This window comes from Pseudoalteromonas sp. QJM3NY_12 (assembly GCF_056173165.1).
The window spans coordinates 659238-685135 of sequence record NZ_CM149661.1 but is presented as its reverse complement, the minus strand read 5'-3'; the positions used below and the strand labels follow the sequence as shown (position 1 = coordinate 685135).

The following is a 25898-nucleotide window of genomic DNA, read 5'->3' as shown; positions in this document are numbered from 1 at the left end:
ATAGCTTAGGTTCTAGGTTCTCAAGCATTTCTTTTTAACTAAATATTCCCTATCTTTCGTCTTTAAATATATCGAACTGCGTTTCCACAGCCCGATATTAAACTTATTTCTAACACCTATCCCTTTGTCTTTTTAATGCCTAACACTACTTAAACCAACCTTGAAAGCGCTCCATCAGCATATAGTTAACGGGAACAAGTAATAAGGTTATAAAAGTCGCAAATATAATCCCAAATCCTAAGCTTACTGCCATAGGTATTAAAAACTGCGCCTGAGTCGCCTTTTCAAACAGCAGCGGCATTAAACCTATAAAAGTGGTTAAACTGGTGAGCATAACCGGGCGAAAGCGCGATGCGCCAGCAAGTTTAACTGCCTCTATTAAATCGCCACCTTCGCTGCGTTTTTTATTAATGAAATCGACTAATACAAGCGAATCGTTCACTACAACCCCTATTAACGCAAGCATACCTAGTAGGCTCATAATGGTTAAATCCATACCCATTATCCAGTGCCCTACTACTGCGCCAATCATGCCAAATGGAATAACACTCATAACAATAATTGGTTGCATGTATGACTTAAACGGAATGGCCAATAACGCATAAATTATAAAAAACACAAACACTAACGCCCAAGCCAGTGAGCCAAACGACTCTCTTTGCTCTTTGGCTTCACCTTCGAGTTTGTAATCAACACCTGGGTATTGCTGCATTAACTCGTCTAAATATTGTGCTAGGTCGGCTTGAAGCACCGTCATGTTGGTGTTGTTTTTTTCAATATCAGCCGTCACGTTTAGTGTGCGATAACGATCAATACGGTTTATGGTTGATGGGCTTTGCCCTGCCGTAAGCGTTGCCACATGCGACAATGGTACAGAACCGCCATCGGGAGTATTTATTAGTATGTTTTGTAAATCAGCTACAGAGCGGCGCTCATCAATAGGTAAACGTACCATTACACGCACGTCGTCTCGTCCGCGTTGAATACGCTGAACCTGCGAGCCAAAAAACGAATTTCGCACTTGCCCTGCTATATTTACACGATTTAAACCAAGCGCCAAACCTTGTTGCGTAAGCTCTATACGCAACTCTTCTTTACCGTCAGACATACTGTCGGCAATATCAAACACCGTTGGGTACGTTGCTAAACGATTTTTAATATTATCAGCTACATCTTGCAATATTGTTAGTGAAGTACCACTTAGTTGAACGTCTATTGGGTCTGAACTTCGGCCAATTTCAGCTCTAAATGTTAGGCTTTCAGCGCCAGGAATAACACCAATTAAATCGCGCCATTCACTTGCAAGCTCGCGTGAGCCTATGTCTGATTCACGCTGCTCAGCAGGTGTTATCTCAAAGCGTACCGCTCCGGAGTTAGACGCACCACCGCGTCCGCCTGTAGTGGCTAATATATTTAAAATAACGCTTTCGCCTGTATTAGGATCGCGATATTTGTCTTGTAATTGCTGCGCTTTTTCGGACATATCAATCACGTATTTATTGGTTACTTCAAACGGTGTACCTGTTGGCAGTGTTAGATTGACTCGTACAGTTTCGCTAGGAATTCGTGGGAAAAAGATAAACTTAGTCCAACCACTGGTGATCATGGTTAAAATAATAAAAAATACCCCCACAAATAAACTAACCGTTGCTAGTTTATGGCGTAAAGCAGTGTTTAATATAGGTTGGTAATATTTTAAAATTGCACTTTCAAAGCCATCTGCAAAGCGTTGTTGAATCGCTTCAAGCTTAGATGGTTCACCTTTTTGATGGCGTAGTTTTATGTATTTTAAATGTGCTGGTAACACAAATTTAGATTCAATTAGCGAGAACAATAAAACTGGAATAACGACTACCGGAATTTGTGCAAATAAGGCGCCGCGCGCCCCTTCAATAAATGCTAAAGGTAAAAAGGCAGCAACAGTCGTCAGTACACCAAAGGTAACCGGAGTCGCAACTTCTTGAGTACCCAATATAGCAGCCTGCTCACCCGATTTTGCCGTTTTTAAATGGGTATACACGTTCTCGCCGGTTACTATGGCGTCATCTACTACAATACCGAGTACTAAAATAAAGCCGAATAAGCTCATTATATTTAACGTTACACCAAAAATTGGCATCGCGATAAATGCGCCCATAAACGATACTGGAATACCAATAAACACCCAAAATGCAATTGCTGGGCGTAAAAATAGCGTGAGTAGTGCCAGTACTAAAATACCACCTTGTAAAGCATTACTGGTTAAGGTGGCGATACGGCTTTTAACTAGCTCTGAATCGTCGTCCCAATAACTTAGTTTAAAACCTTGTGGTAGCGTGGCTTGCTGTTCTTCAATGTAGTTTTTAACATCGTCTGCCACGGTTATCGCGCTTTGCGGGCCAATTCGGTAAACGTCTATAAACGCCGCTTGCTTACCATTAAAACGGGTGCGTACTGGCGTTTCTTCAAAATCGTCTTTAATTGTAGCAATATCACCTAAGCGGATAATCGTTCCGTCGGCTTGGTTTTTTACTACTATGCTGGCAAATTCATCTTTACGATAAGCCTGCCCTTTTGAGCTAATTAGTACATCGCCACCTTCTGTTTTTAAGTTACCGGCAGAAATATCAGAACTCGAATTAGCAATCGCACTCGATATTTGCGCAAGGCTTAGGTTGTACTGGCGAAGTGTGTCTTGGCTAACTTCAATGGCTAACTCATAATCTCGTACACCACTTAGCTCTACCTGGGTTACATTAGGCAAACGCAGAATTTGATCTCGCACTGTTTCTGCGTATTCACGCGTTTCTTTTTCGCCGTAATCACTTGATACAGTAACAGCTATTACTTCTCTTTTGCGCTCAGCCAGCGCAACAATTGGTTTTTCGGCATCGCCAGGAAACGTATTAATCGCATCCACTCGGCTTTTAATATCAGCCAACAGTTCACGAGGATCGTAACCACTTTCAACCTCAATGGTTACAGAGCCTGAGCCCTCTGACGAGCGGCTAAATATTTGTTTAATACCCTCGAGGTCTTGTACCGCTTCTTCTATACGAATTGTTACGCCCTGCTCTACATCTTCAGGGGTTGCACCACGCAGGCTAACACCAACGCTTATCATATCGGTTTCAAAGGACGGAAACACCTCAAGTGGTATTTTACTCGATAAACTAAATAGTCCCGACAACAACAAAGTTACTAACAATAAATTGGCAGCAACATGGTTTTTAGTAAACCAAGCAATCATACTTTATCTCCTTGCTTGGCTGCGCGACGTTTTTTTATTAACTCTTCAACACTAATACCAAGCTCTTTTGCTTTTTGCTCAAGTTGCTCTCGCGACGGGCGCATACCTTTAGATTTTTTTTCCTTTGGCTCTTCATCTAAAATACTCACTTTAGTGCCCGAACTCACTTGACCAAGTGGCGTGATAACCAACTTGTCGTTTGCTTTTAATCCTGTTTTGATCATTGCTTGGTTTGCGTTTTGCCATGCAAAAGTAACGTCTTTACGCTTTAATACATCACCTTCAACCACATAAACATAAGTACCTTGATAAATTGTGCTGTTAGGAATGATCAACGCATTTTGCACTGTTTTACCCGCTATTTGCGCCTTAATGTATTGCCCTATTTTAATTGGATACTGATTACTGGCGGTTGATTTATATGGGTCGTCTATTTTTGCTACCACGTAAAGTTGCTGCGCGTTTTGGTCAATAGCGCCCTCGGTGCGTGCAAGTTGGCCTTGCCATGTTTGCTCACCCACTAAATCAGAACTAAATTTAACTAACGAACCCGCTTGGTTTTTAGCACCATCACGGTATTGCTCTGGCAGGTTAACAAACGAAAGGTCTTTATTTTTTATTGGTAAGCGAATTTCAACACTATCAATAGCGTAAATAGTGGCAAGTTGGGTATTGTTACTCACTACTTGACCTAAATCGACACTACGACTCAGTATGCGCCCAGCATAAGGTGCGGTAACCTTTGTACGCTCTAAATCAAGCTCTGCTTTTTCAAGAGCAGCTTGAGCCGATAGCACTTGTGCTTGCGCAGCTGCTAATTGCGGCTCACGTAATACCAAGCTGCTAGCTTGGCTTGAACCACCAAGGCGCTTCCAATCAGTCAGTGCTTGTTGCCCGCGGGCCTTTTCTTCTAATAAGCTTTGCTCTGCTGTGAGCAAGTTAGCTTGTGCAGATTTAACCTCTGCCTGATGATCTCTATCATCTAGCTTTAATAACACGTCGCTTTTTTCAAAAAAGCCACCTTCTCTAAACTCATCGCTCACCTCAATTATTTGCCCAGATGCTTGAGCAACAAGTAAGCTTTGTGTTCGAGGTTTTACTGTACCGTAGCTGTCTATCATTACTTGATAACTTTGAGGCACAAGCTCAAGTACAGATACACTAATTGCTGCTTTTGGTGCTGAACTAAAGCGTCTCGCCTCTGGCGGATTACTCTTAATAAAAAATACAATTAAAAGAGCGGTAACAACAACCGCGGCTGGAATAATAATTTTAGCTGTTTTAGTGTTCATCGTTATTGCTCTTTAAGTCGCTTGACGGTTTTTCAAAATCACCACCGAGGGCAACATGTAGGTTAATTCTATTTGCGATTAATTGGTTTTTAATTTGTATTAATGAACTTTGCGCATCGAATGAGCGACCTTGTGCATCAAGTACCGTGGTATAAGTTACTAAGCCACTTTGATATTGCTCAAACGATAACTGCTCGGCCGCAAGTGCATTTTTTTGTGCTTCGAGGGTGCTGGTGTACTGCGCTTTTAAAGACTGCTGCTGCGATATCGCATTTTCTACATCAGCAAATGCATCGTACAAGGTTTGTAAATATTGCTGTTCTTGCTTTTGCGCATTCAGGCGTGCAATTTCTTCATTGGCTTGTAAACGTCCTCCCTCAAAAATAGGTGCCGAAATACTTCCGAGTAAAGACCATGCGAGGCTTGAAGGAGAAAACAAATCACTCAGCCTATCTGTACTATCACTTAAGCTTGCAGTTAAATTTAAACTAGGAAAGCGCTGTTTATGCGCATAAGCCAGTGACGCATCACTAGCTAATAACTCATACCAACTGGCAAGTAATGCGGGCTTTCGGGTAATGAGCTCTGAAGGAATACCAACTGGAATTTCGGTATCAACAACCGGTAAGTCAGTGCTTGCTGCAATAGCTCCTTTTGGGTACTCACCTAGTAAGCGCTCAAGCACTCGCGCTGCACTTGATAAACTCGCTATTTGAGTGGCAATGCGTGAGCGTTCGTTATTAAGCTCATTGCGGGCTAAATAAACATCAAGCGCTTCGTTAATACCTTGGCGATAACCCGACTCAATTATATCGAGGTTTTGCTTAGCATTTTCTTCACGGCGCTTATATAAATCAAGCAGCTGCTGCGCAGACACAACATCAAACCAACCTTGAACAACATCTGAAACAAGTTGTTGTTTAGCTTGTTCAAAACGCGCTTTTTGCGCTAAATAAGAAAGGTTAGCTTCTCGTTTTGAATCTGACAGCTTACCCCATAAGTCAACTTCGTAATTTAAGTTTAAGCTTACCGAGCTGGCATTATTATAGCTAACAGGCCGGTTATTTTTGCTTCGGCTAGTACGCGAAGATAAATCTAAACTAGGCCAAAGAGCTGATCCGGTTACTATTAGTTGCTGTTTAGTAATAGCGACATCATAGCTGGTTTGTAATAGTTGTTGGTTGTTTTTAAGCGCTTGTTCTACGTATTTGTTAAGTAATGGCGTGTGTAGTTGAGTTAACCATTCATCATCCACTTTTAATACAGAACTTGATGCTTGTTGTTGCCACTGCTGTGGTAAATTATTTGGAGTTTGTTCGCGCTGCGATTGGTTTAAGTTACTCGCACAACCGCTCAACACTATAATGCTTATTGCTAATAAAGATGGCTTATATTGCCACATCATGTTTAAACCTGATCAATGCTATTTATGAATGTTATTCAATCACTTTAGCAAACTTTGCTCAATTGACTTTACATAACATTACATAGCTTGCGGTGAAATTGTAAGTTCACTCAATGCGCTAAGTGTTAATACAACTATCAAAAACAAATGAGCAAGCTAACTTTTAATCAGAGAATTAATTTTAACTCTTAAAAAGTTGATATAGAAAATACGGCAGAGTTTGCTATTGGCATTACACCAGCTAAAGCGGAATAAAATTATAAATATATTTTGCATATGGAACGCGGTTTAATGCTGCGCCGAACTTAGGACAGAAACAAAAAAGCCTCGCATATGCGAGGCTTTGTATACATTCTTTCGACTAACCGAGTCGACGGGTAACTTGAACAGACTACTGATTACAGTTTCTTTTTCTAGTTACATTGTAAATGGTGCCGACTAACCGAGTCGACGGGTAACTTGAACAGACTACTGATTACAGTTTCTTTTTCTAGCTACATTGTAAATGGTGCCGACTAACCGAGTCGAACGGTTGACCTACTGATTACAAGTCAGTTGCTCTACCAGCTGAGCTAAGTCGGCACACTAAAACAAAAAGCCTTGCATGAGCAAGGCTTTATATAAATGGTGCCTCGACCCGGAATCGAACCAGGGACACGAGGATTTTCAATCCTCTGCTCTACCAACTGAGCTATCGAGGCACTTAAACAGTGCTAATTAAATGCTATCAAAACACTTAACTAAAATAAATGGTGCCGACTAACCGAGTCGAACGGTTGACCTACTGATTACAAGTCAGTTGCTCTACCAGCTGAGCTAAGTCGGCACACAAAACTGTGTGCTAAGGCACTTTATCAATTTTAAAGATTGATAACTTTTTTGTAAATGGTGCCTCGACCCGGAATCGAACCAGGGACACGAGGATTTTCAATCCTCTGCTCTACCAACTGAGCTATCGAGGCACTTAAACAGTGCTAGTGAACTGCTCTAAGCATTTCACTTTTATAAAATGGTGCCGACTAACCGAGTCGAACGGTTGACCTACTGATTACAAGTCAGTTGCTCTACCAGCTGAGCTAAGTCGGCACACAAAACTGTGTGCTAAGGCACGCGTAAAAATGTTTAAATAAATATCTAAACACCATTACTTTAATAAATGGTGCCTCGACCCGGAATCGAACCAGGGACACGAGGATTTTCAATCCTCTGCTCTACCAACTGAGCTATCGAGGCACTTAACAGTGCTTATTAGTAATCACAACGGATTAATAATTCGACTCCCACATAGCTTTACTGACTGAGCTATCTGGGCGTGCGGCGTATTAAACGAGTTTTACCCTTACAAGTCAACTTTTTTTTTATCCTTTGCAACTGTTTGAACGGTTTTCAAACAACTAACAACAAATCTCGTTCATACCGTGCATTTATTCAACAAAAGAGTTTAAAAAACGTAGTGAATTATTTTTTTTAGGTGTTACGATTAGTCAATAGCTTTCGGTACAGGCTTACCGTTTTAATAAAACCACGATAGGAAAACTCATGCAGAGTAAGTTCTCTTCAGCAATAAAGGGCCTACTACCTATATTTTTAGTTAGTAACCTTATAATTTCCACATTATTTATAGTCGCCTATTCGCTTTACTCACAAAGCAATGCTGAGAACAATGAACTTCCCCAACCCTCTACTATTGCACTCACAAAACTTGCTGAACGCCTTGAGCAGCCCATTGTTGAAGCACTAACAACATACGGGCAAAACAAAGCCAAATTACTTCTTGATATTGCAAGCTTACTCAATAATGACTTTAAATATACTCTGCATCGTTTTAATGCAAATAATAAAGCCGAGTTAGTTTATAGCAACAATAGTATAGTGATTGCACCTTTAGCTGTTAGCAAATACATTAAAGAGCAAAATACTCTGCATCATTTAATCTCATCAGAGGGACAAGTAATTGCTGAACTTATCATTGAGCAGAAACAACCTTTAATTTCATCATCGACACAAAATTTATCAATGAGTGCATATCTTGCCGCTATTGTTGCTCTGATCGCATTGTTTGCATTCGCTATAGCGTTTAATAAGTACATTAAAAAACGACTACATAAAAATACCGATTCTCTCACTCAAGAACTCAAGGCTATTACACAAAATGATAATTATCAAAGCACGCTTGATGAGCAACTTGATGGAGGGTTAGAAACCGTTGCTCAACAAATTAATTTATTGCTGAAAAAAGTAAGTATGGTTCTAGCTGACGACCAAGCTGCACAAAAAGAATTAAAAAGGCTACAAACCAGTCTGGAAACAGAAGTACAAAGCAGAACATTTGAATTAGAAAAACAAACTCAAAAAGCGTTAAAGGCGAGTGAAACTAAAACCACCTTTTTAGCCACCATGAGTCATGAAATAAGAACACCAATGAATGGTGTTATTGGCACCATTGATTTACTTCGCCAAACAGAGCTTGATGGTGCTCAGCAACGCCTTAGTACTATTATTCGTGAATCCGCATTTTCGCTACTGAGTATTTTAGATGATATTTTAGATTTTTCTAAAATTGAGGCTGGAAAGCTCAACATAGATCCTGTTCCGTTTTCTATTGCAGATACACTAGAAGAAGTAGCCAAGGTATTATCGTCGGTTGCTAAAAACCGTCATTTAGAACTCGATTTATCAATTGCACCCGATATTCCTAATAACCTTATGGGCGACTCAGGCAGGGTTCGCCAAGTGCTATATAACTTATGTAGTAATGCCATTAAATTTACTAGCACCAATGGTACAACGAAGGGGAAAGTAAGAATATCAGTAGAGGTAGCAAATAACACCGCCGATCACTTTACATTGCGTTTTTGTGTAAGTGATAACGGTAAAGGAATGAGCCAATCTCAGTTAAGAAAAATTTTCAACCCGTTCACTCAAGCAGAAAGCTCAATTACGCGAGAGTTCGGTGGAACAGGGCTTGGTCTTTCAATTTGTAAAAGCTTAACCGAGCTAATGCTTGGTACTATACATGTAACAAGCCATGAAGGGATTGGAAGTGAATTTACCGTTGAACTGCCTTTTTCAACTGCAGGTAAAACTGAATTTGCCCATAAAAATACACTTAATGGTAAACATGTCATTATTGTCAGCAGCGACGCAGAGCGCGGTAAAGTAATTTATCGTTACTTGTCATTTATGGGGGCTAAAATAACCTATGCTCATGAACAACAAGATGTAGAAGCTCACCAAGATGCCAAGGATATTATTTGGGTTGTTGATGGCATTGAAGACATGAATAGTATTAGTACCTTACTAAGAAGTTTACTTTACTCACTAGAAGATAATAACCAGCAAATGGTGGTATTAAGTAAATTAGATGAAGCAGTAATTAATCATAAAAGTATTTTTTATATTAATGCTTCTCCATTATGTAAATCTAACTTCATGCTTTCAATTTTGGTGGCTGCAGGTTTGCATAAACCTAAGCAAGTTAAAAAAGCCAGAACGATGAATCACTACCTAAACTCAGAAGAAGCGCTGGCAGCAAATAGGCTAGTATTATTGGTAGAAGATAACCTATTAAATCAAGAGGTACTCACCGAACAATTACATATACTAGGGTACAGTGTAGAGGTGGCTAATAACGGTGAAGAAGGCCTAGATATGTGGCGTAAAAATAGCTACTCGCTCATTTTAACCGATTTACATATGCCAAAAATGTCTGGCTACGATATGGTTGAAAAAATTAGAGAAGAAGCGTCATTGCTCGAATCGATTGACGCACAACCTTATATTATTGCTGTTACTGCCAATGCTCTAAAAGGAGAGAGAGAGCGATGTTTAGCTGTAGGTATTAACGACTTTATTACTAAACCTATTGAGTTAAATGCACTTGAGGACACATTAAAGCAATGGAATGACTTATATAGCAAACAACCACAACAGGTGAATTCGACCGAAAAACCAATCATGCCTATTGATATGGAGTCAGCGAATAAGTATATAAATGGCGATGACGCTAAAATAATCCGCTTTTTTAAAATGTATTTAGAGCAGAGCCAAGAACAAATTAAAGCGATTAACTTCGCGGTGCTGCAAAGCAATAAAGCTGAAATTTTATCCGCTTGCCACCAATTAAAATCTATATCGAAGACAGTAGGAGCTAACATTGTTGCTGATTTAGCGCAGTCATTTGAAGATAAGTGTAAAAGTGATGAAATAAAAGCTGATGAATTAATTAAGATGAGAGATGAGCTTGAAATTGAATATTCAAGAGCAGCACAGTTTTTAAAAGAACAAATTAGAAACAACGATCAGCAAGATGACTTGATTTAACTAAAATATTCATCGGTATACACAATATAAAAAAGGGCTCATAGCCCTTTTTTATTAATTATCCTAAGCACAGTTAATTTATTTTTCTACTGGCTTATAACCTTCAATCTCAACTTCTTTACCTTCAAACAAAAAGCCAACCATTTGCTCTTCTAAAAAAGTACGATGCTCTGGATCCATCATGTTTAAATGCTTTTCGTTGATCAGCATAGTTTGTTTATGCTGCCATTGCCCCCAGGCTTCTTTAGAAATATTATTAAAAATTTTCTCACCAAGTTCACCAGGGTATAACTGAAAACCAAGGCCTTCGGCCTCTTTTTGTAACTTTTGACAAAATACTGTACGTGCCATGATTCTTCCCCTTAATGCTAAATATAACGCTATTCTATACTATTGCCGTAATTTGTTTAACCAACTTTTTAGTCGGTGCCGCTAACCCTACTTCTATTGATTGATCGAGTGGATACCACACCAGCTGCTTGTCATTAACAACATCCGGGGCTTTCTCAATATTAAGTACATGCGGGTTAATCGTCAGCTCAAAATGTGAAAATACATGAGTAAAAGGCGTTACTTCATTAAGGTCACTTTTAAGCCCTTGTTGCGCTAAAAAAGTTTCGAGCTCGCTGTACTCATTAAATTCAAAAAATCCAAATAATCCGCCCCAAATACCACTGTTCGGGCGCTTTTCCATGAGCACTTTGTCGTTATGCTTGATAATTAACTGGTGGCAGCTTTTTTTAGGCACTACTTTTTTAGGCTTAGAGTGAGGAAACTCCTTAACTTTACCAGCGTTAAACGCACCACAACGGCTATTTAATGGGCATGCCTCACAATCAAAGCGACTGCGCGAACATAAGCTTGCACCTAAATCCATCATAGCTTGATTAAACTCTGTAACATTATTTTTAGGAGTGAGTTGTTCACTTAAATGCCAAAGCTGATTTTCTACTTTTTTAACTCCATACCAACCTTCAACCATGAAAAAACGAGCAAGCACTCTTTTAACATTGCCATCAAGAATAGGGTGATGCTGCCCCAAAGATAATGATAAAACAGCCCCCGCAGTAGAGCGCCCTATTCCGGGTAAATCCATTACTTCTTCAAGCGTGCTAGGAAACTGACCTTGGTATTTATCTCGAACTATTTTAGCGGTTTTATGTAAATTACGTGCACGAGCGTAATAACCTAAACCTGTCCAATGATGCAAAACCTGATCTTCATCAGCATTTGCTAAAGCAATAATATCGGGAAAGCTTCGCATAAACTTTTCAAAATAAGGAATAACAGTGACAACCTGAGTTTGCTGTAACATCACCTCAGATACCCACACTTTATAAGGCGTTTTAGCTAATTGCCATGGTAACGTTTTGCGCCCATGAAGGTGATACCAGTCAACTACTTGGTTGGAAAACCAATCTGACTGCTGTTTTTTTAAATCCAACATATTTACTTTTTTACTAATGCTCAATGGCGGCTCAGTCTATTGTAGTGACTGAAAAGATCAAGCTATAACGCCCTAATGCTTGTCAACCTAGCGCTGGTCAGGGATAATACGCAACCATTTTTAAACACATTGTTTTGTCAGGCCAATAATATGAGTGAATCAAGTAACAACAACCTTGAGCAAGCTAAGCAAGAAGGTAAGTATATCCGCACTATTCGCAGTTTTGTAAAACGCGAAGGTCGATTAACCAAAGGCCAAGCTGCTGCAATCGAAAAATGCTGGCCAACAATGGGGCTTGAGCATAAAAACGGCCTACTTGATTTAAGCGAAGTTTTTGGCAATGACAATGATGTAGTCCTAGAAATTGGTTTTGGTATGGGCAAGTCATTGGTTGAAATGGCAAAAAATGCACCACATCTTAACTTTATTGGCATAGAAGTTCATCGCCCAGGCGTTGGCGCATGTTTAATGGATGCTGACGAAGCTGGCGTTACTAATCTGCGTGTGTTTGAACACGATGCAGTAGAAGTTCTTGCTGATTGTATAAGCGATGAAAGCTTATCAACCTTACAATTATTTTTCCCTGATCCATGGCACAAAAAGCGTCACCACAAGCGTCGCATTGTACAAACTGAGTTTGCTGAAAAACTTCGCTCTAAATTAAAAATCGGTGGCGTATTTCACATGGCAACCGATTGGGAAAACTACGCAGAGCATATGTTAGAAGTAATGCAAGCAGCTCCAGGTTACAAAAACCAATCTGAGACTAACGACTATGTCCCCCGCCCTGATCTACGTCCATTGACTAAATTTGAACAGCGTGGTCAGCGTTTAGGTCATGGCGTATGGGATTTAATGTTCGAACGTACTAAGTAACCGTTAATTAAATAATTAAGTAAGGTAAAGCCATTTATGAGCGTATTAACCAATCCGAGCCTACTATTACTTCGTAACAGTGAAGAGTTAAAAGGTAAATCAATATTGGTGGTCAACTTTGTTCAAGATGGCTTTTTAAATGAGCTAAAAACGCTCAATCCACAAAGTAAAATAACCGCTTTTAGTTATAATCACGCTAATGGTGAATTTGCAAAAAACATACCGGGTATTGACGTAACCATCAGCCACACAATTAATTCGGGCGATTATGATTTGGTAATACTTTATTACCCTAAATCTAAACCTGAGCTATTAATGGCGTTAGACAACATACGTGCTGTGATAAGCAAAGATGCAGAGCTACTCGTTGTTGGCGAAAACAAGAGCGGTGTTAAGTCAATTGAAAAGCAACTCGCCGGTAAGGCCGAGTTTAGTAATAAAATAGACTCAGCAAAACATTGTGTTTTATATTCATTTTCAGAACTAACTCTCAATAGCACGTTTGATATTAGTACTTACCATAAAGAGTTTACTGTAAGTGTAAGGGATATTGAGTTTACAGCGGTCAGTATTCCGGGCGTGTTTAATCATGGTGCGCTAGATGCTGGAACGAAAATGCTACTAGAAAATGCTCCTAACTTAAAACACGGAAAAGTCCTTGATTTTGGTTGTGGCGCAGGGCTTATTGCTACTTTTTTAGGTCTAAAAACTCCAGCTCTGACATTTACCTGTAGTGACGTAAGTGCACTTGCAGCCTATGCAACAACACAAACGCTTAAGTTAAATAATGTAAACGGTGAAGCCATACTCAGTGATGGTTTAAATAATATTACTGGCAAGTTTGATTTAATTATTAGCAACCCGCCCTTCCATACTGGGATTGCAACTGACTACAGCGTTGCGGAATCTTTTTTAACCCATGCCAAGCAACATTTAACTAAGGCAGGCAAACTGACTATAGTAGCTAATAGCTTTTTAAAATACCCACCTATTTTAGAAACCCAATTTGACAGCTACCACACAGTATTTAAAAACAATAAATTTGCCGTATACAGTAGCTAAAAAAAGTTATTAATATCCTGTCAAAACATAAATATGAGCTATTTTAGCCAAATATTTATGTTTTATAAGTAGATTAGCTAAAAATAAAAAGTGTAATTAAGCTAATCTTTTTACTTCACTTTTTTCTGTTTTTGCTAAACTATTACCTATTAGATTCACAATTGACACGGATGACCTTCTCGCAATGCCCAAAACTGTAAAGCAAAATAGCATTCGTAGCATATTGTTTAAAACTATCATGCTTATAACAGCTATCTGTTTGTTATTATCGCTTTCAATTTCTACCTACTTAAGCGCACAAGAGCAAAAAAAACAGCTCATTAGTAAACTTGTGTTGGTATCTGAGATCATTGCATTTGACGCGATGCCCTCATTACTAAATAAAAATAGGCCTGCAGAAGAAAGACGTTTGAAGCTGCTTCAACAAGTATCATCCGTTACAAATTTACATATATATGCCTTAGATGAGCAAACCAATAAACCAGTGTTTTTTACCAGCTTTAATGCCCGAAAATCACCACCTGTCCCTATTAAAACGGACAACATTGATGACTTTGCTGAACCACAAGTTAGCGATGAGTACATTGAGTACATTACCCCAATACTCAATAATGAACAGCTGCTTGGCTATGTCTATATTAGAGGCAGCTTAGATAACTTAAATCAGCTAATAACTAAAAAGATTATAATTGATATCGTTATTATGGCTTTAATACTTATTTTTATTTCTTTGATTATTTTAAGGCTACAAAAAAGGATTGCCAGCCCGATTGAAAACTTAAGCTTGTTGTTGCAAAACATAGCTAAAAAACATAATTACTATGCGCGTGCGCCTTTAACGAACCTCACTGAAATAACTCGGCTTTCTAATAGCTTAAATGTAATGCTTGCACGCACACAAAGGCAAATAGAGCGCCATGAAGAAGATAAACAAGAAATTAAGCAGCTAAACTCAAACCTTGAAGAGAAAGTGAGTCAACGCACTATTGCGCTCAGAGAGGCCAATAAAGAGCTGTTATCTACTCTAGAAAAGATGCACCAATACCAAACTCAAATTGTCGAAAACAAAAAAATGGCTTCATTAGGGCAAATGGTGGCAGGGGTTGCTCATGAGGTAAATACACCGATAGGACTTGGTATTACAGGCTCCACTTTATTGCGAGATAAACTCGCAGAGCTACAGGTTAATTTTCATAATAAATCATTAACCGCGAGTCAATTTGAGCAATTTACTAATGATGGTATTGAAAACTTAGACCTAATCTATAGCAGCTTAAACCGCGTTGCAGAACTTATTTCTAACTTTAAAAAAGTCGCGGTGCTCAAAGATGATGAAATAACCAGCACTGTTAATTTACAACACTTAATTAACGACACGCTACTGTCTATGGGGCAAGAGCTAAAACTTAAAAACCCAAAAGTTCTTATAAATTGTCCAGCAGATTTAACCGTTGAAAGTAAAAAAGGACCACTACAGCAAGTATTCCATCAGCTTATTTTAAATTCCCTGCTGCACGGCTTTGAAGCTGGCGATGACAATGAAGTACAGATTGATATTGTGGTAACGAAAACAAAAACACAAATTACCTACACCGACAACGGGCTAGGTGTTGAAAATAGTATACGAGCGAAAATATTTGACCCATTTGTAACGTCAAAGCGCGGCCAAGGGGCGAGTGGTTTAGGAATGCATTTGGTTTACAATTTAGTGACTCAAGCATTAGCCGGAGAAATTGTGTTAGATACCGAGTATCAGCAAGGCGCCCGGTTTATTATTACACTCTAAAAGCGAAAGAACGCTTTTACCCACTTGAATTACAACTTTATGACCATACTAAGACATAACCAACTAAACAGTTGTATCATTAATGCTGTATTTCACACAATTAAGGAACTTAATTGTGTTTTACATATCACATACATTGATGAAAAGTTGGAAAGTGATATAATTCCGTTTTGAATTAGTCTGATTATTTTAAGTATCTTTAGGTGGTTGATGGATGTATCAATTATTAAAGGGAAATGGCTTCGACTCTACAATTCAAATTATACATTCAACGTTAAGTATCAATTAAGCCGCGGTTTTTAATAATACGTCATAGTAGGTTTGGGCACGCAGCTGTTTATATCTAATTTGTTTTTACTTGTTAACATTTAGATATAATCCTATAATTCTAGTAGTCGGCTCTGATGATCACGCCGATTTTATAAATAAAACACACTCCAAAAAGGTTAATTAAAGATGCAAACGCCAGTCATTCTGATCGTAGAGGATGAAGACGTAACTAGACTAAACCTCGTTAGTTTATTTGAAGCTGAAGGTTACAAAGTTATTGAAGCCATTGATGGCGATGATATGCATGATAAGCTTACAAATAACGATGACGTCAATCTTGTAGTTATGGACATCAACCTGCCAGGTAAAAACGGGCTTATTTTAGCTCGCGAATTACGCCAAAAACGCAAAGTTGGTCTTATTTTCTTAACAGGCCGTGACAACGATGTAGACCGTATTTTAGGTCTTGAAATTGGTGCTGATGACTATATTACTAAGCCTTTCAACCCACGTGAATTAACTATTCGTGCACGTAACTTAATTACGCGTACCGCACTAGGTGGTGAAGAATCAGCTATTGAAACCAATGGCGTGATCACCTTTAACGGTTGGGAACTTGACGAAAACAGTCGTTGCCTTACTTCTCCAAATGGAGATGCAAAACGTCTACCGAAAGGGGAATACAGAGCACTGCGTTTAATGCTTGACTCACCAGGTCGTATATTTAGCCGTGAGCAACTAATTAAACACATGACTGGCCGTGAACTTCGCGCTAACGACCGTACAGTTGATGTTACTATTCGACGTATTCGTAAGCACTTTGAAAGCGACAATTCAACGTCTGAGTTGATCAGCACCATTCATGGTGAAGGTTACCGCTTCATTGGTAAAATCGACAGCTAATTAGTTTTTTATTCTAATTGTTGTAAAAATAAATGAAGGGCCTGTTGTCCTTCATTTATTTTGTCTGCTAATTCATCAAGCCAAACTGTTAATACTTCATCACTTTGTTCCAGCGCACCATGCTCCATTTGCTTTGCATGCAACTGCACATCATTCAGACCTACCGAACCAGCGGCACCTTTTAACTTATGCGCAACGGATTTATATTCTTCTCTGTCTGCTGTTTTTAATGATTCTAATAGCTCATGTTGATATTGCGGATTTAGCTTTTTAAACAACTGACTACTGCGTTTAAATACTTCAACCCCCATCGAGTTTACAAAGTCTTCAATGGTTTCAATATCTAACAAGTCAGTATTTATTTGATTTAACAACTCTTGATTGACTACTCGTTGAGGAGCCTCAATTTGCGACTGTTTAATACCAAATAGTTCAGCGAGCATATTATCTAATTTGCTAGTATTTATTGGTTTAGCCAACGCTCCTTGAATAGAAATACCCTCAAGCTCTTCTTCAGCACTGCGAACATTGGCGGTAAGTGCCACAATAGGTAGCTGGTTAAAATGGCTTTGTGCGCGTATTTGTCTTGCTACTTCATCGCCATTAATATCAGGCAACTGCATATCAAGCAACACTAAATCTAGGTCATCTTCGGTTTCTACAAACGATAAAGCATCTTCACCTGTTTCAGCCCACAACACTTCATGACCACGTTGTTCTAATAAATTAGTAGCAATTTCAGCATTAAGTGGCACATCTTCCACTAATAAAATATATAAGCTACGCCCTACATAACTATGTTCGGTAGGAGCACTACATAAATTCAGCGGAATTTGAACGGTAAAGCAACTGCCCTCTCCGGGAGTACTATTAACAGTTATAATGCCTTTCATAGCACTTACTAGCGCTTTTGTTACGGCTAAGCCAATACCTGAACCAATCGCATTGGTCCCTTTAAGATCAGGTGCTTTGTAGTACATATCAAAAATGCGTGTAAGTTGTTCTTGCGGGATCCCTTCACCGGTATCAAGTATTTTTATAATAAGCCATGGGCCATCTTCACGGTTTTCTCTACCGCAATCTAAGGTGACACTACCGTGCTGGGTAAATTTAACCGCATTATTAATTAAGTTCCATACCACTTGGCGTAAACGAGTGGGGTCAAGTAGAGCATATATATCGAGTGTTCCAGAGCGTTTTACTTCAAAAGAAAGCTCTTTTTGCTCCGCAATGAGGCCTGCAAAGTTAACCACGTCATTAATAAAGTCAGAAACATTAATTTCGTTGGCAGCAATATCTAATTGCTCACGATCTATCTTATCTAAATCTATAATATCGTTAAATATATTACCCAATGTCTCTGCACTTGAAAACACCGTATTACACCAACTACGCTGCTGTTTATTAAGTTCAGTATCCAATAGCATCCGAGTTAAGCCAACGATACCGTTGAGCGGAGTGCGTAATTCATGGCTCAAGGTGGCAATAAATTTCCCTTTATCTTTATAAGCAGTCTCCAGTGCCTGCGCGGCTTCTTTACGGCTGGTAATGTCACGGCCAAAGGCTAGCAAACCAATGTAATCGCCCTGCTCATTTATGAAGGGAAGCTTTCTCAGTTCAAACCATCTTATTTCACCATTTACAGAATATTCTACATCGATAGTTAAACCTTGATGAGTGCGTTCAACCTGCTCATCGGTTCTTAATACTTCAGATAAAAAGTGGCTTGGAAATATCTCTTCTGCGGCTTTGCCAATTAATTCTCCACTGGTTTTGCCCATCACCTCTTCAAACATTTTATTACAACCGGCAAACACCCCATTGTTATCACGGTAATAAAATAAATCTGGTGAGGAGTCTACAATAGAGCGCAGTAACATACCTTGTTGTGCGAGCTCTTGTTGCGTTTTTTTACGCTCTGCAATTTCACGCCTGAGCTCTTCTATTGCCCTATGCTTGGCATGGAAGGCCATTTTACGTTCGTCAATTTCAATGTTTAAACGATTAATATTGTCTTTGAGAGTTTGATTTAAAAGCTTTTCTTGTTTTGTGGCACTATCTAAATAGGCATAAGAGGCATCAAGTTGCCGAATAGAGTTTAGCAGTACGCTAATCACCAAAGGAGAAACAACTGAAGTAAAAAATACTATAGCTAATATATCAACTAAGTTCACTTCTCCAATAGCAACATAGTAAAACATACTCGATAAAACCATCGATACCGTCAGTAATAATGCATAGCAAATAGCTGCAGTTTTAAACTCACCAAAACGAGTTATTGAACTGGAAAGTACTCGAACCCACGGGTTCAAAGAAGAATCTGTCATATATCAGTGTTTCTCTTGGCTAAATGCTTAGTTTTTATAAGTAAGTATGATTAAAAGCTAATTTTAGCATTTTCTATCAGCTATTTTCATGTTGTGCGATAAAAACAGTAAAATTTCATGTTTGCTGTTATTTGCTGCATTTCAGCAATTCTTTATTTAGTGTAAAATGTGATGTTTTAAATATTGCAAATAACGAGTAACGTATCATGCAAACGACTATGCCAGATATTGCTAACACAGCTGCAGCATTACAAACAGGTAAATTAGACTGGGTAGGAATGGGCGATATAGAGCTGCCTTTTATTTTTGAATCTCTTGATTTAGCTCCGGTTACTGTTAATGCAAAAGCTCGCGCTTTTGTTAATTTACACCAAGAAGATGCCAAAGGCATCCACATGTCGCGTCTGTTTTTAGCACTTGATCACCTCTCAACGGAGCAGCAGGTCAACCCGCACACCTTAGCACAAGCATTAGATACCTTTATCACCAGCCATGAAGGCTTAAGCGATAAAGCACAAATCGAATTTAAATTTGAATTACCGCTGCGCCGTAAATCATTACTTAGTGGCAAAGCCGGCTGGAAAAGCTACCCAGTTGTACTTACCAGTACTATAAACCAAGGTGTTATTAGTTTTGAACTCAGTGTTGATGTTACTTACTCATCAACCTGCCCCTGCTCTGCAGCCCTTGCTCGTCAACTTATCCAAAATGCGTTTAGCGAAAAGTTTGCTCAAGAAACACTAACTCAATCAGAGGTTTTAGAGTGGCTTGGAACAACTCAAGGCATTGTAGCAACCCCGCATTCACAGCGTTCTATTGCTAATGTTAAAGTAAAGCTAGATCAAAACATTCAAGAGTTTGATGTAGTTAATTTAATAAACTTACTAGAAGATGAGCTTAAAACACCAGTACAAGCCGCGGTAAAACGTGAAGACGAACAAGAGTTTGCTCGTTTAAATGGTCAAAACTTAATGTTTTGTGAAGACGCAGCACGAAAAATTAAAACTACCTTAGAAGCAAAACAGTTTAGCGACTATTTTTTACAAATTAACCACTATGAATCTCTGCATGCGCATGATGCCGTTGCGATTGCAGTAAAAGGTATAGAGGGCGGATACACAGCACTATAAACACCGACGGTAACTAAAATAACCATAACAACTATTTGGGCACATAAATTGCTTTAGAAAAGCAGTGTCAATTTGTTGTTATGGAGTTACCGTATGGAATTCGCTTTATTATTAATATTAGTGCTAGTTGTTGGGGCATCTGTAGTTGCGTCAAAATTTAGTGATGACGGCGGAAACCCTTATCCTTTTACTCGTAAGCAAAGTGTATTTACCCAAGTAGAAGGGGCGTTTCTGAATTTATTAGAACGCGCTGTTGGCGACCAATATAAAATTGTTAGTCGCGTTAAACTAATAGATGTGATTGACTGTAAACAAGGTCTATCTGTCAAATCTAAACGTGCGGCATTAGCTAAAGCAAAAAATAAACAGCTCGACTTTGTGTTAGTCGACAAAGAAAAAATGACCATAGTGGCTGCGGTTGACTTAGTTAATAATGCCAACAAAGATGGTCACAAAGCACAGCGTGATTGGTTTGTTAACGGTGCATTAGAAGCCGCTGGCATTCCACATATTCGTATGAAAGTAAAGTCAGGCTACCGCCCAAGTGAAGTTCGCGATGCCATTATGTTTAAATTAGGCAAGCCTGCTAAATCACAACCTGCACGCCCGACTCGTACTAGAGTCCATAAGCCTGCGGTATTATCACCTTCTCAAGCAAAAGCACATTCAACCGCCCTTGCTGAAATATAACTACTGAGTTAAAGCAATCTATTAAAGCGAGCATTTTAAATGACTCGCTTTTTTGTTTTTTATAGCAGACTTCACGTATAATCAGGCTATTCAAACTTAGGAATTTAACACTATGAATGTTGGTATTATTGGCGCCATGGAGCCAGAAGTTAAAATTTTGCGCGAAGCGATGCAAAATCCACAGGTTTTAACCAAAGCAGGCTTTACGTTTTATACTGGTGAGCTTGCTGGTAATACTGTTACTTTAGTGCAATCAGGCATTGGTAAAGTTGCTTCAACTATTGCAACCACTTTACTTATCGATAACTTTAAGCCTGATTGTGTTATTAACACAGGCTCTGCCGGTGGTTTCGACCCTTCGCTTAACGTTGGCGATGTAGTGATTTCATCAGAAGTTCGTCATCACGATGTAGATGTAACAGCGTTTGGTTACGAAATTGGCCAAGTACCACAAATGCCTGCAGGCTTTACAGCACACCCTAAGCTAGTAGAAGCCGCTGAGCAAACAATTGCACAAATCAGCGAAGTAAAAACGCTTGTTGGTTTAATTTGTACTGGTGACTCATTTATGTGTGACCCTGTTCGTATTGAAAAAACACGCAATGACTTCCCTACAATGCTAGCAGTAGAAATGGAAGGTGCGTCAATTGCACAAACGTGTTTTGCACTTAACACACCATTTGTTGTTATTCGCTCAATGTCTGATATTGCCGGCAAAGAGTCACCGCAATCATTTGAAGAGTACTTAGAAACAGCCTCTATTAATTCATCAAAAATGGTTGTGGCATTACTAGAAAAGTTAACGGCGGTTACGCTGTAAATGCTCAATAATATTGTTCAAAATCATTTGGACTTTATTGTATTTATTTGTGCGCTCCTAGCTGAGCGCTTTTTACCTTTAGTTAGCTGGTATCACCCTAACCATATACTTTCTGCAATTTTTAACGCAATTGGCCAGCGTGTTTATAAAAAAACAGACAGCAAACAATATCATTATTTTGCCGCTTCATTAGCAAGCACACTTGTTCTAACTGTGATTATGATTATTGTGGTTTTGCTGCTGGAGTTTGCCTTTTACCCTGAACTACTATCCGGTCTTATTTTATACTTATGCCTAGAAAGCAGTAGCATAAATAAAAAAGCGATACGTATTGCGAAATTGACCAAAAAAAATCAAAAATCAACTGCTCGAGAATTATTAAAACCACTAGTAGCCCGTGAAGTTAAGGCACTTTCAAACCCAGGGATTATTAAAGCGGTTATGGAAAGTGTCATACTAAGAATGGCCCGTCATTATTTTGTAGTTATTTTCATTTTTTTACTATTGGGCCCCATTGCTACTCTCGCCTACCGCTTGCTTACCTTAGTCCAACAAGCGTGGCGCACTGATATAGCTCCCGACAGTTCTTTTTTGACGCCGCTTAAACTGATTCTTTTTATTATTGAATACATTCCCATTCGGTTACTCGCGCTGACAATAGCTTCACTTAAAGCCAGTAAAAAAAGCATGCATTATATTAAGCATTATGGCCGACATTTTTATCAAAAAAATACAGGTTGGTTATTAAGTGTGTGCTCTGCATCTTTAGGTGTGCAACTTGGTGGGCCTGCTATTTATATTGAGCAGCGTTTCAATAAAATGCGGGTCGGTGTAGAACGCTTGCCAAGTGCTGATGATGTGCCAAAGCTACTCAATACCCTAAATCAAGCCCGTTTTTTTTGGCTACTAATTATTATTAGCGTTGAAATTATTAGGGCTGTTCTAACTTTTTGATCAGTTATAAAAAAACCAGCCGAAGCTGGTTTTTATAATCTCTGAAGCTTTAGGCTACAGTAATATTTGCAAACTTACGTTTACCTACTTGGTAAATAGCGGTTGTTCCTTTTGCTACTTCCAATTTGGTATCGGTAATTTTTTCTTCGCCATTAAGCTTTACTGCGCCTTGTTTGATCATACGCATGGCCTCTGAAGTACTCGCCACTAAGCCAGCTTCTTTTAGTAAGTTAGCAATTAAAATAGTGTCTTCATCAATATTAACTGTCAGCTCTGGAATTTCATCAGGTAGTGCTTTTTTCTGAAAGCGCTGAATAAAGTCATCATGAGCAGCTTGCGCATCGGCTTCACTGTGAAAACGTGCAATTAACTCTTTCGCTAATTCAATCTTAATATCGCGCGGGTTAGTGCCTTGCTCTACACGCTGTTTTTGCGCTGCAATTTGCTCAATAGAAAGGCTACTTAGCAAGTCATAGTAACGCCACATTAGTACATCACTAATTGACATGATTTTACCAAACATGTCGCTAGGCGTATCAGTAATACCTATGTAGTTTCCTAGTGACTTTGACATTTTCTGAACGCCATCAGTCCCTTCAAGTAAAGGCATCATTAGTACGGTTTGTGGTTTTTGACCTTCATCTTTTTGCAGCTCACGACCCATTAATAGGTTAAAGCGTTGATCAGTTCCACCTAGCTCAACATCAGACTCAAGTGCGACTGAATCCCAGCCCTGCACTAGTGGGTATAAAAACTCATGGATTGCGATAGATTGACCGCCAGCATAGCGCTTTTTAAAGTCATCACGCTCAAGCATGCGTGCCACAGTTTGGCGAGCTGCTAATTTTATCATTCCAGCCGCGCCCAATGTCTCCATCCAGGTAGAGTTAAAAGCGACGGTTGTTTTAGCTGGGTCTAAAATTTTGAAAACCTGTTCTTTATAGGTTTCAGCATTAGCAAGCACATCATCACGAGTCAGTGGCTTACGGGTAACATTTTTGCCCGTTGGATCGCCTATCATACCGGTGAAGTCACCAATTAAGAAAATAACCTCATGACCTAAATCTTGAAAGGTTTTCATTTTGTTAATTAGTACAGTGTGACCTAGGTGCAAATCTGGAGCCGTAGGATCGAAACCAGCTTTAATTTTTAGCTTTTTCCCCGACTTTAATTTTTCAACTAACTCATCTTCAATTAATATCTCTTCTGCACCGCGTTTTATCTCTGCTAGAGCGGTTTGTAAATCCACTGTGTGTTACTCCAAAAAATTCTGACAACGAAGGGGGTGTATATGCTCACGATTTATTGCTAGCGCGTTATAACAAAGCAAATAAAACTATTTAGCTAACATAACAAATTTCCACTTAATTAGAACAACTTTTTTAACTAATCGCAGCATCAACTATAATGCAGGGCGTACGTTCTAAAAAGGGATATAAACGAGCGATTAATAATACACTAGAAGTGTTTATAACAAACCAAAAAACAGTTTGTAAATTAATCACTTCTCGCAATTAAATCGTTTTAAAAGCTAATTTAACATTACGATGAAAAAGCAAAGTATCCAAGAATATAAAATAGTGCTGTTATTCAACTTTACACACAAACAGCCTGAATACCCTATGATTTTAGCTTAATTTAACGCGAGTTTAAATCTACAAAATACTAGTATTCATAGATTATTCGTTATATCCTGCAATATAATCTATTTATTATCTTGACAGCAGAAAAAGGCACGTTATGGTCCACGTGGTTAACACGCTCCCCAAAAAACACAAAATGCTTATTTTAGGTTTGGTTTCTGCTATTGTTGCCTTAGCCTTTTTACCTTCTGAAAAAGCCACTGCATCCAAAGACAATAGCGAGAACACGCTAGAAATTGGTAAGCGTTACGAATTACAAATAAAAGTAGGTGAAAACGAAAAACTCACCGACTTAAATTCAGAGCATGCAGCGCAAAAACTTCCAGAATATGATTTTGTCGATCACCTTGTTAAAAATGGTGACAATTTAGCGAACATTTTTAAGCGCGCTGGTTTTTCTGCGCAAACGCTTTACAAACTGGTTAACACAAATGCTGAAACACGCAAGCTTACCAAAATTCATCCAGGTGAAACACTAAGCTTTGCTACTGCAAAAGATGGTTCGTTGGCTCAGTTACGTTACGTTATATCTAAAACAGATACCTTATATGTCACCCTTAATGACGAAGGCCAATACGATACTTCAATTGACAGCAAAGAAATAGAAACACTTAGCAAAACCGCCGGTGGGGAAATTTCTAGCAGTTTTTGGACGTCAGCGATCGCTGCAGGTTTAAGTGAACGCCAAATCATGAACTTTGCCGATATATTTGGTTGGGACGTGGATTTTGCAAATGACATCCGTAAAGGTGATGAATTTGGCTTAATATATGAATCTCATTTTGTTGACGGTGAATTTATTGGCACCGGTAAGATTATTGCCGCAGAATTTATAAACCAAGGCGAACGTTACACAGCAATTCGACACACAGACGGTAATTTTTATACCCCTGAAGGGCGTAGTATGAAAAAAGCCTTCTTACGTGCACCGGTTAACTTTAAATATATTAGCTCAAGCTTTAATCCTCGCCGCTTACACCCTGTTACAGGACAAGTAAAAGCACACCGAGGTATTGACTACGCTGCGCGTACAGGCACGCCTGTTGTATCATCAGGTAATGGTAAAGTTATTAAAGCGGGCTACAGTAAATATAACGGTAATTACGTATTTATAAGCCACGGTACACAATACGTTACTAAGTACTTACACCTTAACAAACGCCTAGTTAGAACAGGGCAAAAAATCAAACAAGGTGAGAAAATTGGTACTGTAGGCTCAACAGGTCGAGTAACTGGGGCACATTTACATTATGAGTTTTTAGTTAACGGTGTTCATCGTAATCCCAAAACTGTGAAACTACCTAAATCTGAGCCATTACCACGCTCAGAGCTTGCTAAGTTTAAGCCTATTGCTGATAACTTTATTGCGCAACTTGAGCGTAACCGAGAACTTCAGTTGGCACTTAAATAAAGAGTTTAATAATTAAATAAAAAAGCCTTTGCAGGGATAACCCGCAAAGGCTTTTTTGTATGTCATGAGTATACCAACCAGCATAGATATTTGAATAGTTTCACGAATTACCCATTGTATCTAAGCTGCTTGGTGCTAGATTTCAGAGTTAATTTACGAGTACATAAATAAGCTGCACAACCAAAGAGATCATCACCAGTGGCCAAATATACTTACTATATTTAGTAGCGCTCTCAAGCCCCATTTTACTTTGGTATTTTTCCAGTAACGGAATAATGATCACCAAAGCAATGACTAAGCTAATTATAATAACAAATATGTTCATATCAT

General features: G+C 38.9%; 18 protein-coding genes and 6 tRNA genes. 10 read left to right on the top strand and 14 right to left on the bottom strand.

Translation table 11 applies throughout. The features are described from left to right. Window positions 1-145 precede the first annotated feature (145 nt). The 9 genes from AC0VZ5_RS03200 to AC0VZ5_RS03160 all read right to left on the bottom strand — a co-directional run bounded on the left by AC0VZ5_RS03200 (window position 146) and on the right by AC0VZ5_RS03160 (window position 7159). The gene (locus tag AC0VZ5_RS03200; RefSeq protein WP_475474247.1) at window positions 146-3229 is read right to left on the bottom strand and encodes an efflux RND transporter permease subunit; all 3084 of its coding nucleotides are present in this window, start codon (window positions 3227-3229) and stop codon (window positions 146-148) included. Beyond that, complete coding sequence (locus AC0VZ5_RS03195) at window positions 3226-4521, bottom strand: efflux RND transporter periplasmic adaptor subunit (protein ID WP_475474245.1); 1296 nt, start codon at window positions 4519-4521, stop codon at window positions 3226-3228. Before AC0VZ5_RS03195 ends, AC0VZ5_RS03200 begins: the two co-directional genes overlap by 4 nt. Then, the gene (locus AC0VZ5_RS03190) at window positions 4511-5926 is read right to left on the bottom strand and encodes a TolC family protein (protein ID WP_475474244.1); all 1416 of its coding nucleotides are present in this window, start codon (window positions 5924-5926) and stop codon (window positions 4511-4513) included. The genes AC0VZ5_RS03195 and AC0VZ5_RS03190 overlap by 11 nt, the downstream gene beginning before the upstream one ends. Before the next feature lie 506 nt (window positions 5927-6432). Next, a tRNA-Thr gene (locus AC0VZ5_RS03185) sits at window positions 6433-6508 on the bottom strand. A gap of 43 nt (window positions 6509-6551) precedes the next feature. Further along, window positions 6552-6627, bottom strand: a tRNA-Phe gene (locus AC0VZ5_RS03180). Between the two features lie 49 nt (window positions 6628-6676). After that, window positions 6677-6752: transfer RNA gene (locus tag AC0VZ5_RS03175), tRNA-Thr, on the bottom strand. Between the two features lie 60 nt (window positions 6753-6812). Then, window positions 6813-6888, bottom strand: a tRNA-Phe gene (locus AC0VZ5_RS03170). Between the two features lie 48 nt (window positions 6889-6936). Beyond that, a tRNA-Thr gene (locus AC0VZ5_RS03165) sits at window positions 6937-7012 on the bottom strand. 71 nt (window positions 7013-7083) lie between these two features. Next, window positions 7084-7159 (bottom strand) — tRNA-Phe (locus AC0VZ5_RS03160). Window positions 7160-7465: 306 nt separating this feature from the next. Between AC0VZ5_RS03160 and AC0VZ5_RS03155 the strand changes: the two genes are divergently transcribed. Next, window positions 7466-10249 (top strand): hybrid sensor histidine kinase/response regulator, encoded by a 2784-nt coding sequence (locus AC0VZ5_RS03155; protein ID WP_178955105.1) that lies wholly within the window; start codon window positions 7466-7468, stop codon window positions 10247-10249. A 78-nt stretch (window positions 10250-10327) separates the two neighbouring features. On the opposite strand, the gene AC0VZ5_RS03150 is transcribed toward AC0VZ5_RS03155, so the two are convergent. After that, the gene (locus tag AC0VZ5_RS03150) at window positions 10328-10600 is read right to left on the bottom strand and encodes an oxidative damage protection protein (RefSeq protein ID WP_008110439.1); all 273 of its coding nucleotides are present in this window, start codon (window positions 10598-10600) and stop codon (window positions 10328-10330) included. A gap of 34 nt (window positions 10601-10634) precedes the next feature. Continuing rightward, complete coding sequence (gene mutY, locus AC0VZ5_RS03145) at window positions 10635-11696, bottom strand: A/G-specific adenine glycosylase (RefSeq protein WP_178955103.1); 1062 nt, start codon at window positions 11694-11696, stop codon at window positions 10635-10637. Window positions 11697-11846: 150 nt separating this feature from the next. Between mutY and trmB the strand changes: the two genes are divergently transcribed. From trmB to arcA, 4 genes are all read left to right on the top strand, one after another. Continuing rightward, window positions 11847-12572 (top strand): tRNA (guanosine(46)-N7)-methyltransferase TrmB, encoded by a 726-nt coding sequence (gene trmB / locus AC0VZ5_RS03140; RefSeq protein ID WP_010390835.1) that lies wholly within the window; start codon window positions 11847-11849, stop codon window positions 12570-12572. A 36-nt stretch (window positions 12573-12608) separates the two neighbouring features. Further along, a complete protein-coding gene (locus tag AC0VZ5_RS03135) occupies window positions 12609-13634 on the top strand; it encodes a methyltransferase (RefSeq protein WP_138604944.1) in 1026 nt (341 codons plus the stop codon). Between the two features lie 184 nt (window positions 13635-13818). Continuing rightward, window positions 13819-15420 (top strand): ATP-binding protein, encoded by a 1602-nt coding sequence (locus AC0VZ5_RS03130; RefSeq protein ID WP_178955099.1) that lies wholly within the window; start codon window positions 13819-13821, stop codon window positions 15418-15420. Window positions 15421-15876: 456 nt separating this feature from the next. Further along, entirely contained in the window at window positions 15877-16593 is a 717-nt protein-coding gene (gene arcA, locus AC0VZ5_RS03125) for a two-component system response regulator ArcA (RefSeq protein ID WP_008110444.1), read from the top strand. An 8-nt stretch (window positions 16594-16601) separates the two neighbouring features. On the opposite strand, the gene arcB is transcribed toward arcA, so the two are convergent. Continuing rightward, window positions 16602-18920: an aerobic respiration two-component sensor histidine kinase ArcB gene (arcB, locus tag AC0VZ5_RS03120; protein WP_178955097.1), complete on the bottom strand. Its 2319-nt coding sequence runs from the start codon at window positions 18918-18920 to the stop codon at window positions 16602-16604. Window positions 18921-19126: 206 nt separating this feature from the next. Here arcB and folE2 point away from each other — a divergent pair, with 206 nt between their 5' ends. The 4 genes from folE2 to AC0VZ5_RS03100 all read left to right on the top strand — a co-directional run bounded on the left by folE2 (window position 19127) and on the right by AC0VZ5_RS03100 (window position 22514). Further along, window positions 19127-20050, top strand: a complete 924-nt coding sequence (gene folE2, locus AC0VZ5_RS03115) for a GTP cyclohydrolase FolE2 (RefSeq protein ID WP_475474240.1) — start codon at window positions 19127-19129, stop codon at window positions 20048-20050. Between the two features lie 93 nt (window positions 20051-20143). After that, a complete protein-coding gene (locus AC0VZ5_RS03110; RefSeq protein ID WP_138604940.1) occupies window positions 20144-20740 on the top strand; it encodes a DUF2726 domain-containing protein in 597 nt (198 codons plus the stop codon). A 112-nt stretch (window positions 20741-20852) separates the two neighbouring features. Next, complete coding sequence (gene mtnN / locus AC0VZ5_RS03105) at window positions 20853-21560, top strand: 5'-methylthioadenosine/S-adenosylhomocysteine nucleosidase (protein ID WP_138604939.1); 708 nt, start codon at window positions 20853-20855, stop codon at window positions 21558-21560. Continuing rightward, window positions 21561-22514: a cobalamin biosynthesis protein CobD/CbiB gene (locus AC0VZ5_RS03100; RefSeq protein WP_475474237.1), complete on the top strand. Its 954-nt coding sequence runs from the start codon at window positions 21561-21563 to the stop codon at window positions 22512-22514. It begins immediately after the preceding gene. A gap of 49 nt (window positions 22515-22563) precedes the next feature. Here the strand turns inward: AC0VZ5_RS03100 and tyrS are convergent, their stop codons facing one another. Next, entirely contained in the window at window positions 22564-23763 is a 1200-nt protein-coding gene (gene tyrS / locus AC0VZ5_RS03095; RefSeq protein ID WP_178955091.1) for a tyrosine--tRNA ligase, read from the bottom strand. A 491-nt stretch (window positions 23764-24254) separates the two neighbouring features. Between tyrS and AC0VZ5_RS03090 the strand changes: the two genes are divergently transcribed. After that, window positions 24255-25568 carry a peptidoglycan DD-metalloendopeptidase family protein gene (locus AC0VZ5_RS03090; protein WP_010390821.1) on the top strand — a complete coding sequence of 438 codons (1314 nt, stop codon included), beginning with the start codon at window positions 24255-24257 and terminating at the stop codon, window positions 25566-25568. A 148-nt stretch (window positions 25569-25716) separates the two neighbouring features. Here the strand turns inward: AC0VZ5_RS03090 and AC0VZ5_RS03085 are convergent, their stop codons facing one another. Next, window positions 25717-25893 carry a hypothetical protein gene (locus tag AC0VZ5_RS03085; RefSeq protein ID WP_171039582.1) on the bottom strand — a complete coding sequence of 59 codons (177 nt, stop codon included), beginning with the start codon at window positions 25891-25893 and terminating at the stop codon, window positions 25717-25719. Between the last annotated feature and the right edge of the window lie 5 nt (window positions 25894-25898).

Coding starts and splice junctions, on each gene's coding strand:
- AC0VZ5_RS03200 (WP_475474247.1), bottom strand. CDS start 3,229: ATGATTGCTTGGTTTACTAAAAACCATGTTGCTGCCAATTTATTGTTA.
- AC0VZ5_RS03195 (WP_475474245.1), bottom strand. CDS start 4,521: ATGAACACTAAAACAGCTAAAATTATTATTCCAGCCGCGGTTGTTGTT.
- AC0VZ5_RS03190 (WP_475474244.1), bottom strand. CDS start 5,926: ATGATGTGGCAATATAAGCCATCTTTATTAGCAATAAGCATTATAGTG.
- AC0VZ5_RS03155 (WP_178955105.1), top strand. CDS start 7,466: ATGCAGAGTAAGTTCTCTTCAGCAATAAAGGGCCTACTACCTATATTT.
- AC0VZ5_RS03150 (WP_008110439.1), bottom strand. CDS start 10,600: ATGGCACGTACAGTATTTTGTCAAAAGTTACAAAAAGAGGCCGAAGGC.
- mutY (WP_178955103.1), bottom strand. CDS start 11,696: ATGTTGGATTTAAAAAAACAGCAGTCAGATTGGTTTTCCAACCAAGTA.
- trmB (WP_010390835.1), top strand. CDS start 11,847: ATGAGTGAATCAAGTAACAACAACCTTGAGCAAGCTAAGCAAGAAGGT.
- AC0VZ5_RS03135 (WP_138604944.1), top strand. CDS start 12,609: ATGAGCGTATTAACCAATCCGAGCCTACTATTACTTCGTAACAGTGAA.
- AC0VZ5_RS03130 (WP_178955099.1), top strand. CDS start 13,819: ATGCCCAAAACTGTAAAGCAAAATAGCATTCGTAGCATATTGTTTAAA.
- arcA (WP_008110444.1), top strand. CDS start 15,877: ATGCAAACGCCAGTCATTCTGATCGTAGAGGATGAAGACGTAACTAGA.
- arcB (WP_178955097.1), bottom strand. CDS start 18,920: ATGACAGATTCTTCTTTGAACCCGTGGGTTCGAGTACTTTCCAGTTCA.
- folE2 (WP_475474240.1), top strand. CDS start 19,127: ATGCAAACGACTATGCCAGATATTGCTAACACAGCTGCAGCATTACAA.
- AC0VZ5_RS03110 (WP_138604940.1), top strand. CDS start 20,144: ATGGAATTCGCTTTATTATTAATATTAGTGCTAGTTGTTGGGGCATCT.
- mtnN (WP_138604939.1), top strand. CDS start 20,853: ATGAATGTTGGTATTATTGGCGCCATGGAGCCAGAAGTTAAAATTTTG.
- AC0VZ5_RS03100 (WP_475474237.1), top strand. CDS start 21,561: ATGCTCAATAATATTGTTCAAAATCATTTGGACTTTATTGTATTTATT.
- AC0VZ5_RS03090 (WP_010390821.1), top strand. CDS start 24,255: ATGGTCCACGTGGTTAACACGCTCCCCAAAAAACACAAAATGCTTATT.
- AC0VZ5_RS03085 (WP_171039582.1), bottom strand. CDS start 25,893: ATGAACATATTTGTTATTATAATTAGCTTAGTCATTGCTTTGGTGATC.